We start from the raw sequence: 13,441 nt of genomic DNA, 5'->3' as shown, positions 1-13,441 counted from the left end.
GTGTCTCGGAGAGGAGCACGACGTGCGTACAGGCAAGCAGTATCTGGCGGCACTCGACGACGGCCGGAAGGTGTGGGTCGGCGACGAACTCGTCGACAACGTGGCCACGCACCCGGCGACCAGGGCCTACGCCCGGCGGATCGCGGAGTTCTACGACCTGCACCACCGCCCGGACCTGGAGGAGGTCATGACGTTCGTCGACGAGGACGGCGTCCGGCGGTCCATGACGTGGTTCCAGCACCGCAGCAAGGACGAGCTCAAGCGCAAGCGCCGCTACATGGAGACGGTGCTGCACGAGCTCGGCGGCGGCGCGACCCCGCGCACGCCCGACGTCAACAACTACGTCCTGCTGACCTACGTCGACGACCCGGAGCCGTGGAGCAGTCAGTCGGTGGGCACCGGCGGCCGCGACCTGACCGAGGGGATCCTGGACTTCTGGAACCTCGTGCGGGACGGCGACCTCAACGCAACCCCCGCGTTCGTGGATCCGCAGACCGACCGCTCCCGTGATTCGGCCCAGGCGGAATCGCCGGCGCTGCAGGTAGTGGCGACCTCGGACGAGGGCATCACGGTGCGCGGCGTGAAGGCGATCAGCACCGGTGCGGCCTTCGGCGACTGGATCCACATCGGCGTGTTCTACCGGCCCGGCATCCTGCCGGAGCAGATCATCTTCGGTGCCGTCCCGCCGAACGCGCCGGGCGTCACCATCATCTGCCGGGAGAGCAACGTCCGCGACGGCCAGGACGTCGAGCACCCGCTCGCCTCGCAGGGCGACGAACTGGACAGCGTCATCCTCTTCGAGGACGTGCTCATCCCCTGGGACAGGGTGTTCCACATCGGCAACCCCCAGCACGCCTCCCTCTACCCGCAGCGGGTCTTCGACTGGCTGCACTACCAGGCCCTGGTGCGTCAGATGGTGCGCGCCGAGCTCATGCTGGGCCTGACCCTGCTGATCACCGAGCACATCGGCACCTACCAGCTGCCGCCCGTGCAGACGCGGATCTCGCAGTTCGCCGGGTTCCACCAGACGCTGAAGGCGCACGTGATCGCCTGCGAGGAGGAGGGGTTCTCCACTCCGGGCGGCCTCTACAAGCCGAACGTCCTGATGTTCGACTACGGCCGGGCGTACTACCTGGAGAACATCGCCCGCATGGTCAACGAGGTCGTCGACCTGGCCGGCCGGGCGTCGCTGATCTTCCCCACCGAAGGACAGTGGCAGCGTCCCGAACTGCGGCCGTGGCTGGAGGCACTGCAGACCGGGCCGGTCGGCAGGCCGCACGACCGGCTGAGGATCAGCCGGGTGATCCGCGACCTGTTCCTGTCCGACTGGGGCGACCGCATCAGTGTCTTCGAGAACTTCAACGGCACGCCCCTGCTGGCGATCCGGACGCTCACGATGAAGCGCGCGGAGCTCTCCCCGACCGGTCCGGCCGCCGACCTCGCGCGGATGGTGTGCGGCATCGAGAGCGGTGAGGACGCGCAGGACACCGCGTACACGGCCCAGGCGGCCTACGCCCGGCGGCAGGACGCTTCGTAGCGGGTGCCGGTCGCGGGCCCGGGCTGCAGCACACCGCACTCCCGGGCCCGGGCCACCGCACCACTGCGGCTGTGCGCGTCGAGCTTTTTGAAGACCGCTCTGACCTGGGTCTTCACCGTGTTCCGGGAAACGTGGAGCTCATCGGCGATCTCCCTGAGCGTCAGCGGGCCGCACAGCGCGCGCAGGATGCGACGTTCGCCGGGCGACAGATCCCGGACCTGCGGCGGTGGTTCCGCCCGACCCACCGGAACGACGCGAAGCGTGCCCAGGCGCGCGAGGAGCCCGTTCAGCGCCGGTGCCCCGGCGACGCCGTCGAATGCGCCCGGGAGGACGGCGTCGTCCCCGGCGCCCCGGGGCAGCGCCGCCCGGAAGGCCCGGGCCAGGGCCCGCTGATGCGGTTCACCGCCGAAGGCGCACGCGGCCATGGCCTCCTCACCGCGGGCCAGCGACTCGCCGGCCTCCTGGGCCCTGGCGTCCTCCAGGAGAAGACCGGCGCGGCACAGGTGGGCCGGCACCGCCACGAAATGACCCGTCAGGTCCGCGGAACGAGCCGTGCGCAGTGCCTCGTCGGCCAGTTCGGCGGCCTGCCCGCGCTCCCCGGTGAGATAGGCGCACAGGGCCAGGGATCCCAGGGCGCGCACGAGAACGAGGGCGTGCCGGGCGGCGTGCGCATCACCGACCGCCTCCCGCAGGCGGTCCTCCGCCTCCTCCCAACGGCCCTGCCACATCAGGGCGGTTCCGCCGGCGACACAGGCCAGCGCCCGCCAGGGGGTGAACGGTTCGGGGCGCACGACGGCCGTTCCGCCGGGCGGGCCCGCGGTGCCTGACTCCCCTCGCAGACAGCGGACGAGCGCGTGCGCGACCGTCGTCGCCTCGGTCACGGAGCTCCCCTCCCCGACGGTGTCCGCGCCGCAGGGGCGGGCCCGCGCCAGTTCCAGCCAGCGCGCCGCGGCGCCCACCTCGCCCTGCGACAGCTCCGTCATCGTCGCGACGACGCACAGGCGCGCGTCGGCGCGGACCACACGGGCGGGCAGCAGATCGAGCCACCCCGCGACCTCCGGCGCCCGTCCCGCGGCGATCGTCTCCTCCCATGCGTCGAGGACGCCCGCTACCACCGCCGCGGAATCGCCGCAGCGCGCGAAGTGCCGTACCGCGGAGGTCGTCTGTCCCGCCGCGCGGTACCAGTCGGCGGCCGCGCGGTGCAGCGCGGCGGTCCCCTCCGGGTGCTCGGCCTCCAGGACCTCGCTCAGCAGGGCGCGCAGCGCACGGTGGCACCGGTACGCGCCCGGCGCGGTGCCCGTGGGCACCAGGAACCGCACGGTGCGCGCCAGTTCGCGCAGCAGGACGCCCGCACGGTCGGTGCCCGCGACGGCGCGGCAGGCGTCGGGACGCAGTTCGTCGAGCACGCTGGTGCGCAGCAGGAAGGCACGCTGCTCGGTGGTCAGCCGGTCCAGGACCTCGGTGGTGAGGTAGTCGGCGGCGGCGTGGGCCGCACGATCGACGGCGCCCCGGCCGGGGCTTGGCTCGTCTGCGGACGACTCGAAGGCGTGCTCCGGCGTCCCGCCGGCGCTCGCCATGACGAACAGGCCCGCTGCCCATCCCTCGGCAAGGTCGTACAGCCCGCGGCGCCTCTCCTCGTCCATGGGCCGCCCGCCCGACCGGGCCGTCAGCAGCGTGTCGGCCTCGTCGGGTGCGAAGCGCAGGTCGGCCGGGCCGAGTTCGCCGATCAGGCCCCGTGCCCGCAGGCCCGGGACGGGCGCGCCGGGCACGTACCTGGTGGCCGGCACGACCCGGAGGCCGTCGGGCAGCCCCGTCAACAGGTCTCCCAGGCTGCGCAGCGCGGCGTCGGTGAGCCGCTCCACCCCGTCCAGGACAAGTGTGAGCCGCCGTCCGCCGGCGAGTCCCGCCAGAGTCCGGGGCAGCAGATCCTCGGCCCAGACGTCGCGGGTCCAGGCCCCGGCGGGCGGGGGTACCGGCAGCCCCGGCCGAAACGGCCGCAGCGCCGCCAGGATCCCCGTCCACAGTCGGGCCGGGGTGTTGTCGTAGGCGTCGAGGCCGAACCAGGCGACGTGGGAGCCACGGGCCCGCAGCGCCCGCGCCCACTCGGCGAGCAGCACGCTCTTCCCCGCCCCGGGCGGCGCCGAGACGACCACGACGGGTTCGGCGAAGGCATCCAGGCGGCTCAGCAGCCGGGGACGCGGCACGAACCACGGGGGCCGTACCGGCGGATGGAGCTTGTGGTCGGGGATGGTGCTCACGGTGCCTCCCGTCGTGCCGGGCAGGATGGGCCCCCGATGCCCGGCGGGCACGACGGATGCACCGGGCACCGGGGGGACTCGGGGGAGTTCGCGGCGGTGCGCGAAGAACGCGTGGAAGGCGTGGAACGCGGAGGACCGCTACCTCATGAGGCCGAACCCGCCGGCGAAGTACAGCAGCGGACGGGCCTCGCCCTTGTGCTCGAAGTGCCGTGCGTCGCCGACGAATATGGTGTGGTCGCCGCCGGGCAGGGCCTGCGAGACGTCGCAGACGACCGTCGCGATGGCGTCCCTGAGCACGGGCACGCCGTGGTCCTCGTCGATCGCCACGCCGGCGAACCGGTCGGGTACCCGGGCCGAGAAGCAGCGAGCCAGCTGTTCACCGTCCTCTCCCAGGACGTTGACGGCGAAGCGCCCGTGCTCGGCGATGGCGGTGCGGGTGAACAGGTGGTTGCCGATGCAGACGATGAGTTGCAGCGGGTCCAGCGACAGCGCGGCGACGGCGCTCGCCGTCATGCCGACCGGCGTGTCTCCGGTCCGCGTCGTGATGACGCTGACCCCGGTGGCGAGGCGGCCCATCGTGGACCGGAACGCGAGCGTCATGTCGAGGGTGTCAGGCATGGTGACCTCCGTATGAGTGGAGTGAGTTCTTGCCCGCGACGTCGTCGGACCGCCAGGGCGTTCGCCGGGTGTTCGGCGAACGCCCTGGGCCTGCAGCAGGTCTCACGCGGCCGGGGACGACACGTGCCAGGAGTACGGGCGGGCGACGTCCTCAGAGGTGCCGTGAGCCGGAGGCCGGCCCCACGGGCTCGAGGACGAAGGTGTGCCGCAGAAGGGTGTAGGGCTCCTGGGTGCTGGTGCCGTACGGTCCGGTGCCGGCGCCGTGGCGGGCGTACTCGGAGACGAGCGACTGCTTGACGCCGAAGACCGGGTCCTGGTCGAGATAGGCGTCGTCGGAGGGGAACAGCATGGTGGTCACCTTCTGGAACCCCGCGGCGGTGATCCGCAGGTGCAGATGCGCGGGCCGCATGACGGACCGTCCGGTGGCGCGCATCAGTTCGCCCACGGTGCCGTCGTCGGGGATGGGGTACGAGGAGGGGCGCACGGAGCGGAAGCGGAAACCGCCGTCGCCACCGGTGCGGAGCAGGGCCCTCATGGCCGGGTCCGACAGACCCGGGACGTCCACGTCGTAGTGGCCGTCCGCGTCGCTGTGCCAGACATCGACCTGGGCGTCGCCGACCGGCGCTCCCTGACCGTCGGTCACCGACCCCTCGAAGAAGAAGGGCGTGCCCGGCAGCCCCTCGGAGATGTCGGCCCCGTCGGGCAGCGCGGGACGGTCGTCGCGGAAGAAGGGCCCGAGGACGCTGTTCTGCGTCGACCCGGCCGCGCGCCGGTTGCCGAGCGCGTCGACCAGCATCGTCACCCCCAGCACGTCGGAGAGGAGGATGAACTCCTGCCGCGCGGGCGTGCACAGCTGTCCGGTGCGCGTCAGGAAGTCCACGCCGTGCGCCCACTCGTCCTCGGTGAGACCGGTCTCGCGCACGAAGTCGTGGGCGTGCCTGACCAGCGCGCCGAGGATCTCCGCGAGGCGTGCGTCCTTCGCGCCCCGCAGGGTCGAGAGGACCGCTTCGGTGATGGTGTCGTCCGTGAGGTCACGCATGACGGGCTCCCGTTGCGTTGTCGGGGTGGGGGGAGTGCGGTGAACGGGCCTGCGGCGGCTCGCCCGCCCAGGCCCGCCGAAGGAGGCCGCGCACGGCCTCGTGGTCCACCGGCCGTGGATTCCAGTAGCCGTCGCGGACGATCAGGTCGGCGGCGCTCGCGATGCCCGACTCGGGCATGCCGAGGTCCCTGAGCGCGCGCGGGGCGCCGAGCCGGCCGGCGAAGGCGAAGACCGCGGCGGCGGGGTCGGGGCCGGGCAGCGCCCGGCCGATCCGCTCCATGGCCGGTGCGGCCGCGGGCGCGTTGTACGCGACGACGTGCGGCAGCACCACGGCGTGGGTCTCTGCGTGGGGCAGATCGAAGGTGCCGCCCAGGACGTGGCACACCTTGTGGTGCAGGGCCATGCCGACCGTGCCGAGGCAGGTGCCGGCCAGCCAGGCGCCGTACAGGGCCGTACCGCGCGCCCCGGGATCGGCGGGACGGCGCACGACCTCCGGCAGTGCCGTCGCCAGGGCGTCCAGGGCCTCACCCGCGGTGAGGAAGGCGAGCGGGTCGCGATCCTGGGCGTACAGCGCCTCCACGGCATGGGCCATGGCGTTGAGCCCGCTCACCGCCGCGACGTGGGGCGGCAGGGTGAGGGTGAGGTCGACGTCGTAGACGACGGTTCTCAGCAGCACCTCGGGCAGCCGCCGGGTGGTCTTGGCGCCGCCCTGGGTCTCTCCCAGGATGGGCGTCATCTCGGAGCCCGCGTAGGTCGTGGGCAGCGCGATGTGCGCGTGCCCGGTGCGCAGCGCGATGGCCTTTCCGAGGCCGATGGCCGAGCCGCCACCGACCGCGACGACACAGTCCGCGCCGGCCGCCCGGACGGCGTCGACGGCCTTCTCGGTGACCGCGACGGGCGTGTGCGGCGCCGCCTGGTCGAAGACGCCCACGGCGAGCGGCCCGAGGAGCTCCCGCACCTCATGTGCCTGACCGGTCTGTCCGGGGGTGCTCAGCACCAGCGCCCGGTCGCACCCCAGGGCCCGGACTTCCTCGGCAATACCGTTTCGCGTCCCGGTGCCGAATACCACTTTCGTGACCTGGCCCCGATGTACAAATGCTCTCATCGTCGCCCCCTAGAGGATTTTCAACAGCGACTGGAGTGTCGCCAGACCGCGGGGGTCGCGTCAATGAATCTTTCGAATGGAATTTCCTGCGAGGCGACGATTACCTTGTATGCGCGACCCTCGGCCGATGGCCGGCGCGCCTCGCACGGCCCGATATCCCTCATACGGGTGACGTGCCTTCCGGGAGCCCCACGGCCCGTGTGCCACGGCGGTTCCCCATGGCGGAGGCGGCACCAGGACGAGTCCTGCGGGCGTCGTCCGCCTCGGCGTCCCGGGCGGGGCGGACCCGACAATGCGCTCGGCAATTCACTTTTCCCCGGACACCGTACCGGCGGGCGGTGACCGTGGCCGTATTCGCGCCGAGCCACCCGAAATCGCGGCACCCGGCGGCCGGGTCGGCAGCGCTTTCCAGCGGGAAATGCTGTGCCGTCATGCCGGACCCGGACCGTCTTTTCGGACGTAGCGTATTTCGTCCGGACAGGAACCGGTCGTCTGGGCGGGACGCCGGACGAGGCCGTCCGGACCGCGCGCCCGGCGCCGTGCCCGCATGGCACATCACTCCCCTACGCACCATGCTTTAACCGGGGGGTTCAGTGCTCACCATGTCAGACGCGGACGGGAAGGTCGTTGTCCGATGGCGAAGCTACTTTTCGTGATGACCGGGACGGCGTACTGGACGCTGAGGGACGGCACCAGGCACGCGACCGGCTACTGGGCCGAGGAGTTCGCGGCTCCGTACAAGGCTCTCACCGAGGCAGGCCATGAGATCGTCGTCGCCACCCCCCGCGGTGTCGTCCCGACGGTGGACATGATGAGCCTGCGCCCCGAGATGGCCGGAAGCGCCCAGATCGCCCTGGACCTGGAGGCGACCATCCGCTCCGCGGAAGTGATGCGGCGGCCGATCCACCTGGCGGACGCGCGTCTGGAGGATTACGACGCCGTCTACCTTCCCGGTGGCCACGGGCCCATGGAGGACCTGTCCGTCGACGCCGACGTCGGGCGTCTGCTGCCGGCGGCCCTGGCCTCCGGAAAGCCCCTGGCCATCGTCTGCCACGCCCCCGCGGCCATGCTGGCGACCAGGATCCACGGTGAATCGCCGTTCGCCGGCTACCGGGTCACCGCGTTCACGAACGAGGAGGAGGAAGCGGTCGGACTCGCCAGCAGGGCCCGGTGGACCGTGGAGACCGAGCTCATCGCGATGGGCGTCGACTTCACCAAGGGCGAAATGTGGAAGCCCTACACGGTGGTGGACCGGAACCTCTTCACCGGCCAGAATCCCGCCTCGGCCGCGGTTCTGGCCGAACGGCTGCTCAAGGTTCTCTAGCCGTGGTCGTCCGTCACGGGTCCCGCGTCGTCGTCCACCATGGGGCCAAATGAGTGAATTGCCTGCCTTGTCCCATGGTCATACGGTGGGTTCATGGCTATCGCAACGACGAGTCCCATGACGGGCGAGGTTCTCGAGAGGTTCGACGAACTGACGCCCGAGCAACTGGAGGACAAGCTCGCCCGGGCGGCGGCCGCGGCCGCGACGTACCGGTTGACGAGCGTCGACGAGCGGGCGGGGTGGCTGCAGCACGCCGCCGAACGTCTGGAGAAGGAGGTCGAGAGCGTCAGCCAGATGATCACCACGGAAATGGGCAAGACCTTCCGTGCGGCGGAGGAGGAAGTGGTCAAGTGCGTGCACGGGCTGCGCTTCTACGCCGGCGAGGGGCCCGCTTTCCTGCGTGACCTGGACCGCGACGCGGAGCGCGTGGGCGCGAAGCAGACGTTCGTGACGTACCAGCCGATCGGCGTGGTGCTCGCGGTGATGCCGTGGAACCTGCCCCTGTGGCAGGCCATGCGGTTCGCCGCGCCGGCCCTGATGGCGGGGAACGTGGGCCTGCTCAAGCACGCCTCGAACGTGCCGCGGTGCGCCCTGTACCTGGAGGAGCTCTTCCGGGACGCGGGCTTCCCGGACGACGTGTTCCAGACCCTGCTGATCTCCTCGGGCCGGGTGGAACAGGTGCTGCGCGACCCGCGCGTGGCGGCCGCGACGCTGACGGGCAGCGAGCCGGCGGGTCGGTCGGTCGCCGCCATCGCCGGCGACGAGATCAAGAAGGTGGTTCTCGAACTGGGCGGTTCCGACCCGTTCATCGTGATGCCGTCGACGGACCTGGGCCGTGCCACCGATGTCGCGGTCAAGGCGCGGTGCCTCAACAACGGGCAGTCGTGCATCAACGGCAAGCGGTTCTTCGTCCACCAGGACATCGCCGACGAGTTCATGGCGATGTTCGTGGCGAAGATGGGCGCGCTGGTGGTGGGCGATCCGATGGACGCGGACACCGACGTCGGTCCGCTGGCCACCGAGTCCGGCCGGCGCGACGTGGAGTCGTACGTCGACGACGCCGTCGGCAAGGGCGCGACGGCGCTGCTGGGCGGCGAACGCCCGGACCGTCCCGGCTGGTTCTACCCGCCGACCGTGCTGACCGGTGTCACTCCGGAGATGCGGATGTACCACGAGGAGGTCTTCGGCCCCGTGGCACAGGTGTGGGCGGTCCCCTCCCTGGAGGAGGCCCTGCGGGAGGCCAACGGGCACCCCTACGGCCTGGGTTCGAACCTGTGGAGCGAGGACGAGGCCGAACGCGAGCTCTTCGTCCGCGACGTGCAGTCGGGCATGGCCTTCATCAACGGCAACACGACCAGCTACCCCGAGATCCCCTTCGGCGGCGTGAAACGCAGCGGCTACGGGCGCGAGTTGTCCGACCTCGGCATGCGGGAGTTCATGAACGCCAAGACCGTCTGGATCGGCCGGGACGCCTGAATCCCTCCCGGTCAGGGCGCCGCCGACGGAGCGAAGGGAGTCGCGACGATGAGCACAGCGAGCCGGACGTCCGCGTCCGGGCAGGCAGGACCGGTGGTCGCGGTGCTCGGTACGGGCACCATGGGGGACGCCATGGCCCGCAACATCGCGGCGGCGGGGCTGGGTCTGCGCGCGTGGAACCGGGCCCGCGACGCCGCCGAACCGCTGGCCGACGTCGGCGCCGCGGTGTGCGACACACCGGCCGAGGCCTGCCGCGGCGCGGACGTCGTGCTGACCGCGCTGGCGAACGAGACAGTGGTCGCCGACGTGATGGACCGGGCCCGCGACGGGCTGGACGGCCACCCGGTGTGGGTGCAGACCTGCACGGTCTCCCCGGACGGCGGCCGCCGTCTCGCGGAACAGGCCGACCGCCTGGACGTCGACTACGTCGAGGCCCCCCTCCTCGGCACCAAGGAACCGGCCGTGGCCGGGACCCTGACCGTCCTGGCCGCCTCCCCGCGGAAGGAGGCGCGGGACGAGGTGCGACCGGTCCTGGACGCGGTGGGTTCACGCACCGTGTGGCTCGACGAGGTCGGTCAGCCGAGCAGCCTGAAACTCGCCTACAACGCCTGGGTCCTGACCACCGTCGAGGGCATCGCGGAGTCCCTCACCCTCGCCGACACGCTCGGGGTCGACCCCCACCTGGTCATCGACGTCATCGAAGGAAGCGGCCTGAACAGCACGTACGTGCAGAGCAAGGGCCCGAAGATGCTCGACGACGACCTCGACACCCCCTCGTTCCCCCTCGAAGCAGCGGCCAAGGACGCCGGCCTGATCACCGACACCGCCCGCGCCGCCGGTCTGCGCCTGGGCATCGCGGAGGTCGTACGCGAACGCCTCGACCTGGCGGCCGACGACGGACTCGGCCGCGCGGACGTCGCGGCGACCTACCGCACGTCCCGCCGGGCGACGTCCTGACCTGGGAGGAACGATGACCCGTGCGGGCCTGGCCGCGGCGCGCTCGAGCACGGCGCAACTCGCGGAGATCGTGCCCCGCGTCGCCGACGAACAGTGGGACCTGCCGTCGGCGTGCGCGGGCTGGCGCGTCATCGACGTCATGGCCCACCTCGCGGCCCTTGCCACGGAGGCGGTGGATCCGCCGCCTCCGGACCCCTCGTCGCCCAGCAACCGCGAGCGCTACCACGACCTGCGGGTCGACGAACGCCGCTCCTGGAGCCACGCCGAAGTCCTCGACGAGTGGCGGCGCAGCACCCCGCGGCAGCTGGACCTCCTGGAAGCGGCGCAGGAACCCCCCGGGGGCACGGAACCGGTCGACGTCCCGGGGCTCGGCACCTATCCGCGCCATCTGCTGGCGAACACCATGGCGTTCAACGTCTTCTGCCACCTGCGCAACGACATGCTCGCCCCGGACGGCCCGCTCCCCTTCACGCTGCCGGAACCGACGGACAGCCTCGTCGCACCCGCTGTCGAGTTCATGCTCGCCGGGCTTCCGCAGATGCAGGGGCCCGAGCTCACCTCGACGGTCGGCCGCCCCCTCGTCCTCGACCTGACCGGACCGGGCGCGACCACCGTCACCGTCCTCCCCGCGGCCGGGCCGGACGCGCGACTGACCGTCGCACCCGGCGCGGACGGCAGCACCCGGATCACCAGCACGGCGCTCGACTTCATCGCGTGGGCCACCACCCGCGAACCCTGGCGCGACTACTGCCGCATCACGGGGGACACGTCCGCCGCGACCCCGTTCCTCGACCGCCTGAACATCATCTGAAGCCGGCGCGGTGGAACCGGCCTCGTCATCAGGGGGCGACCGTTGCGGCTTTTCCGTAGTTCTCACCGCGTTTTCCTGCGGGCATTCCGCAGGGTTCGGCCGTCGCCCCGTCACCCCCCGGCATGCCGAAATTATTCGGCGTGGCACTCTGCTGAACCATGCAGTGGCACCAAGTGCCGCGCCATGCGGCGCTCGCACCGAGGATGTGGCTCTTCAGGTTCGCGGGGACATCGTGATCAAGGCATTCTGCACCGACATCCTTCCGCCCGGCGAGAGGGCGGAGTACTGGACGGACGTCGTCCACCGATCGCTCACCCGGCTGGAGGTCAGGCCCCGCGACGGCGCCGTGGTGCGCGGTTCACTCCGGCGGATCTCCATCGGCGACATCCATGTCGGCCATGTCGAGGCGAGCCCCCAGCGCATGGCGCGGACCAGGGGGATGATCGCCAACGACCCCAGCGGCGTGCTCATCGTGAGCCTGCAGGAGGCGGGCAGCAGTGTCGTGGTCCAGGACGGACGGGAAACACCGATAGCCGCCGGAGAGTTGGTCCTGCTCGACGCGCGACGCCCGTACGTCCAGGATTTCCCCGGTGATGTGCGCCAGGACGTCGCCGCCGTCCCCCGCGGGATGCTGGACGTCCCCGACTCGTTTCTCCTGCTCGCCACCGGCCGGGCATGCTCCACCGCGAGTTACATCGGCGGGATCCTCGCCTCGTACATGAGCAGGCTTGCCGCGGCGGCCGAGGTGGGCGCCTGCCCGCCCGGTCCGAAGAGGTACCTGGAGCGGGGGATGGCCGACGTCCTGAACGCGCTGGTCGTGCAGCAGGTGCGACGGGGCAGCGGTGCCACGCCGACCGTGGAGGAGACGCTGCTGCGGCAGGTCCGCGAGTACGTCAGGGCGCACCTGGACGGGACGGAACTCTCCCCGGCGACGATCGCGGCCGCGCACCACATCTCCGTGCGCTATCTGCACATGCTGTTCCGGGGCGAGGACATGACCGTCGGCCGGTGGATCCAGCACCTGCGGCTGGAGGCCTGCCGCGACGATCTCTCGCGTCCTGATCTGGCCGGGGTGACGGTGGCGGCGATCGCGCACCGGCGGGGTTTCGCCAGTCCCGCCCACTTCAGCCGGATCTTCCGTGCCGCCTACGGCATGACGCCGGGCGAGTGGCGCCGCAGGGCCGTCCGCACGCACCTTCCGGGGTGACGGTCACGACCGGCGGGGGAGTGCCGCTCTGCCTCGCTCTCCCTGGCGGGCCAGCGCGATCAACGCGAGATCGTCGGCCGGCAGTGCGCCGCAATGGGCGACGATGTCGTCGAGGATCTGCCCCAGGACGCCGCGCAGGCAGTCCTGGCTGCACCTGAGCCGGTCGTTCCATGTCCAGGTGGCGGCCCGTTCCAGCAACGGGAAGCAGACCCCGGAGCAGTCACGGGCCTCGATGAGACCGTCGGTGTACAGCAACAGCGTGTCATCAGGGCCGAGTTCGAAGACGCTCTCATGGGCGCGGACGTCACACAGCGAGCTCAGCCCGAGCGGAGGGCAGGGATGCCCCGGCAGCAGGGCCACCTCTCCCGGGCGGGCCCGCACCAGCGGCGGATGTCCGTAGTTGACCATGCGCGCCGGCGACTCGCTGTCCGGCACCTCCAGGATCAGTGCGGTCACGAAGCGTTCGTCCGCGTCGTCGTGCGCGTCGGCCAGGTGCCGGAGGAAGCTCTCCTCCAGGCGGGTGGACAGTTCGGTCAGGGAGCGGGCCTGCGGCGCCCACTCACGGAAGGCCCCGAGGACGGCGATGACGTCCAGGAACGACGGCAGCCCGCGCCCGCGCACATCGCCGATGATGACCCGGGTGGCCGCATCGGCCCTGGCGACCGCGTACAGGTCGCCGCCGACCCGGGCCTGACCGCCGGAGGCACGGTAGACCGAGGCGAGAGCCAGGCCACCGATGCGCGACGGGAGCGGCCGCAGCAGCACGCCCTGCACGGCATCGGAGACGGCACGGGCATCCGCCACCCGCCGGCGGTACCGCCGGTGCAGCCAGCCGCATGCCACCGCGGCCTCCGAGGCGGGGATCAGCCGCAGTGCGTAGGAAGCGGGACCCGGGTGGCAGCCCGACGGAACGGCCGCGCACACCGCGAGGATCCCCAGCAGCGCCCCCGCGATCCCCACGCGGCGCACCCAGGACCTCTGCACCGACCTGTCCGCGAACTCTCCCGGCTCGGTCATGGCTGCCCTCCCGCTGTGCATGGCGTCCCACGCGGCCGGGAGGGGGCGGCTCATCGTGGTCGCGGGTCTCCCGCACATCGGGCGTCCAGTGG

Annotated in this window: 11 protein-coding genes; 6 read left to right on the top strand and 5 right to left on the bottom strand. The window is 71.8% G+C overall.

What is annotated here, in order from left to right; all coding sequences use genetic code 11:
• Positions 1 to 22 precede the first annotated feature (22 nt).
• Positions 23 to 1,537 (top strand): 4-hydroxyphenylacetate 3-hydroxylase family protein, encoded by a 1,515-nt coding sequence (locus ACFYXS_RS26410; protein ID WP_389252408.1) that lies wholly within the window; start codon positions 23 to 25, stop codon positions 1,535 to 1,537.
• Here the strand turns inward: ACFYXS_RS26410 and ACFYXS_RS26405 are convergent.
• The 4 genes from ACFYXS_RS26405 to ACFYXS_RS26390 form a co-directional block, all read right to left on the bottom strand.
• Complete coding sequence (locus tag ACFYXS_RS26405; protein ID WP_389252406.1) at positions 1,510 to 3,795, bottom strand: LuxR C-terminal-related transcriptional regulator; 2,286 nt, start codon at positions 3,793 to 3,795, stop codon at positions 1,510 to 1,512. The genes ACFYXS_RS26410 and ACFYXS_RS26405 overlap by 28 nt on opposite strands.
• 138 nt (positions 3,796 to 3,933) lie before the next feature.
• Positions 3,934 to 4,413, bottom strand: a complete 480-nt coding sequence (locus tag ACFYXS_RS26400) for a flavin reductase family protein (protein ID WP_389252404.1) — start codon at positions 4,411 to 4,413, stop codon at positions 3,934 to 3,936.
• 151 nt (positions 4,414 to 4,564) lie between these two features.
• On the bottom strand, positions 4,565 to 5,452 hold the full coding sequence (locus ACFYXS_RS26395) for a dioxygenase (RefSeq protein ID WP_389252402.1): 888 nt from the start codon (positions 5,450 to 5,452) through the stop codon (positions 4,565 to 4,567).
• A complete protein-coding gene (locus ACFYXS_RS26390) occupies positions 5,445 to 6,557 on the bottom strand; it encodes a maleylacetate reductase (protein ID WP_389252400.1) in 1,113 nt (370 codons plus the stop codon). The genes ACFYXS_RS26395 and ACFYXS_RS26390 overlap by 8 nt, the downstream gene beginning before the upstream one ends.
• Positions 6,558 to 7,191: 634 nt before the next feature.
• Here ACFYXS_RS26390 and ACFYXS_RS26385 point away from each other — a divergent pair.
• The 5 genes from ACFYXS_RS26385 to ACFYXS_RS26365 all read left to right on the top strand — a co-directional run bounded on the left by ACFYXS_RS26385 (position 7,192) and on the right by ACFYXS_RS26365 (position 12,332).
• Complete coding sequence (locus ACFYXS_RS26385; protein ID WP_389252398.1) at positions 7,192 to 7,881, top strand: type 1 glutamine amidotransferase domain-containing protein; 690 nt, start codon at positions 7,192 to 7,194, stop codon at positions 7,879 to 7,881.
• A 93-nt stretch (positions 7,882 to 7,974) separates the two neighbouring features.
• The gene (locus ACFYXS_RS26380) at positions 7,975 to 9,357 is read left to right on the top strand and encodes an NADP-dependent succinic semialdehyde dehydrogenase (protein WP_389252396.1); all 1,383 of its coding nucleotides are present in this window, start codon (positions 7,975 to 7,977) and stop codon (positions 9,355 to 9,357) included.
• 48 nt (positions 9,358 to 9,405) lie between these two features.
• The gene (locus tag ACFYXS_RS26375) at positions 9,406 to 10,314 is read left to right on the top strand and encodes an NAD(P)-dependent oxidoreductase (protein WP_389252394.1); all 909 of its coding nucleotides are present in this window, start codon (positions 9,406 to 9,408) and stop codon (positions 10,312 to 10,314) included.
• Positions 10,315 to 10,327: 13 nt separating this feature from the next.
• Positions 10,328 to 11,125, top strand: a complete 798-nt coding sequence (locus ACFYXS_RS26370; protein ID WP_389252392.1) for a maleylpyruvate isomerase family mycothiol-dependent enzyme — start codon at positions 10,328 to 10,330, stop codon at positions 11,123 to 11,125.
• 232 nt (positions 11,126 to 11,357) lie between these two features.
• Positions 11,358 to 12,332, top strand: a complete 975-nt coding sequence (locus tag ACFYXS_RS26365; protein WP_389252390.1) for a helix-turn-helix domain-containing protein — start codon at positions 11,358 to 11,360, stop codon at positions 12,330 to 12,332.
• Between the two features lie 3 nt (positions 12,333 to 12,335).
• Here the strand turns inward: ACFYXS_RS26365 and ACFYXS_RS26360 are convergent, their stop codons facing one another.
• Positions 12,336 to 13,349 (bottom strand): PP2C family protein-serine/threonine phosphatase, encoded by a 1,014-nt coding sequence (locus tag ACFYXS_RS26360; protein WP_389252388.1) that lies wholly within the window; start codon positions 13,347 to 13,349, stop codon positions 12,336 to 12,338.
• Positions 13,350 to 13,441 lie beyond the last annotated feature (92 nt).

Origin of the sequence: Streptomyces sp. NPDC002574, from assembly GCF_042889545.1 — a bacterium.
Classification (GTDB): domain Bacteria; phylum Actinomycetota; class Actinomycetes; order Streptomycetales; family Streptomycetaceae; genus Actinacidiphila.
Note: the sequence above shows the minus strand (reverse complement) of the source record. Positions and strands in the feature narration are given on the sequence as shown.

What these genes read in the sequence shown, in the direction of transcription:
- ACFYXS_RS26380 (WP_389252396.1), top strand. Translation starts at nt 7,975, where the DNA reads ATGGCTATCGCAACGACGAGTCCCATGACGGGCGAGGTTCTCGAGAGG.
- ACFYXS_RS26395 (WP_389252402.1), bottom strand. Translation starts at nt 5,452, where the DNA reads ATGCGTGACCTCACGGACGACACCATCACCGAAGCGGTCCTCTCGACC.
- ACFYXS_RS26390 (WP_389252400.1), bottom strand. Translation starts at nt 6,557, where the DNA reads ATGAGAGCATTTGTACATCGGGGCCAGGTCACGAAAGTGGTATTCGGC.
- ACFYXS_RS26360 (WP_389252388.1), bottom strand. Translation starts at nt 13,349, where the DNA reads ATGACCGAGCCGGGAGAGTTCGCGGACAGGTCGGTGCAGAGGTCCTGG.
- ACFYXS_RS26385 (WP_389252398.1), top strand. Translation starts at nt 7,192, where the DNA reads ATGGCGAAGCTACTTTTCGTGATGACCGGGACGGCGTACTGGACGCTG.
- ACFYXS_RS26370 (WP_389252392.1), top strand. Translation starts at nt 10,328, where the DNA reads ATGACCCGTGCGGGCCTGGCCGCGGCGCGCTCGAGCACGGCGCAACTC.
- ACFYXS_RS26375 (WP_389252394.1), top strand. Translation starts at nt 9,406, where the DNA reads ATGAGCACAGCGAGCCGGACGTCCGCGTCCGGGCAGGCAGGACCGGTG.
- ACFYXS_RS26400 (WP_389252404.1), bottom strand. Translation starts at nt 4,413, where the DNA reads ATGCCTGACACCCTCGACATGACGCTCGCGTTCCGGTCCACGATGGGC.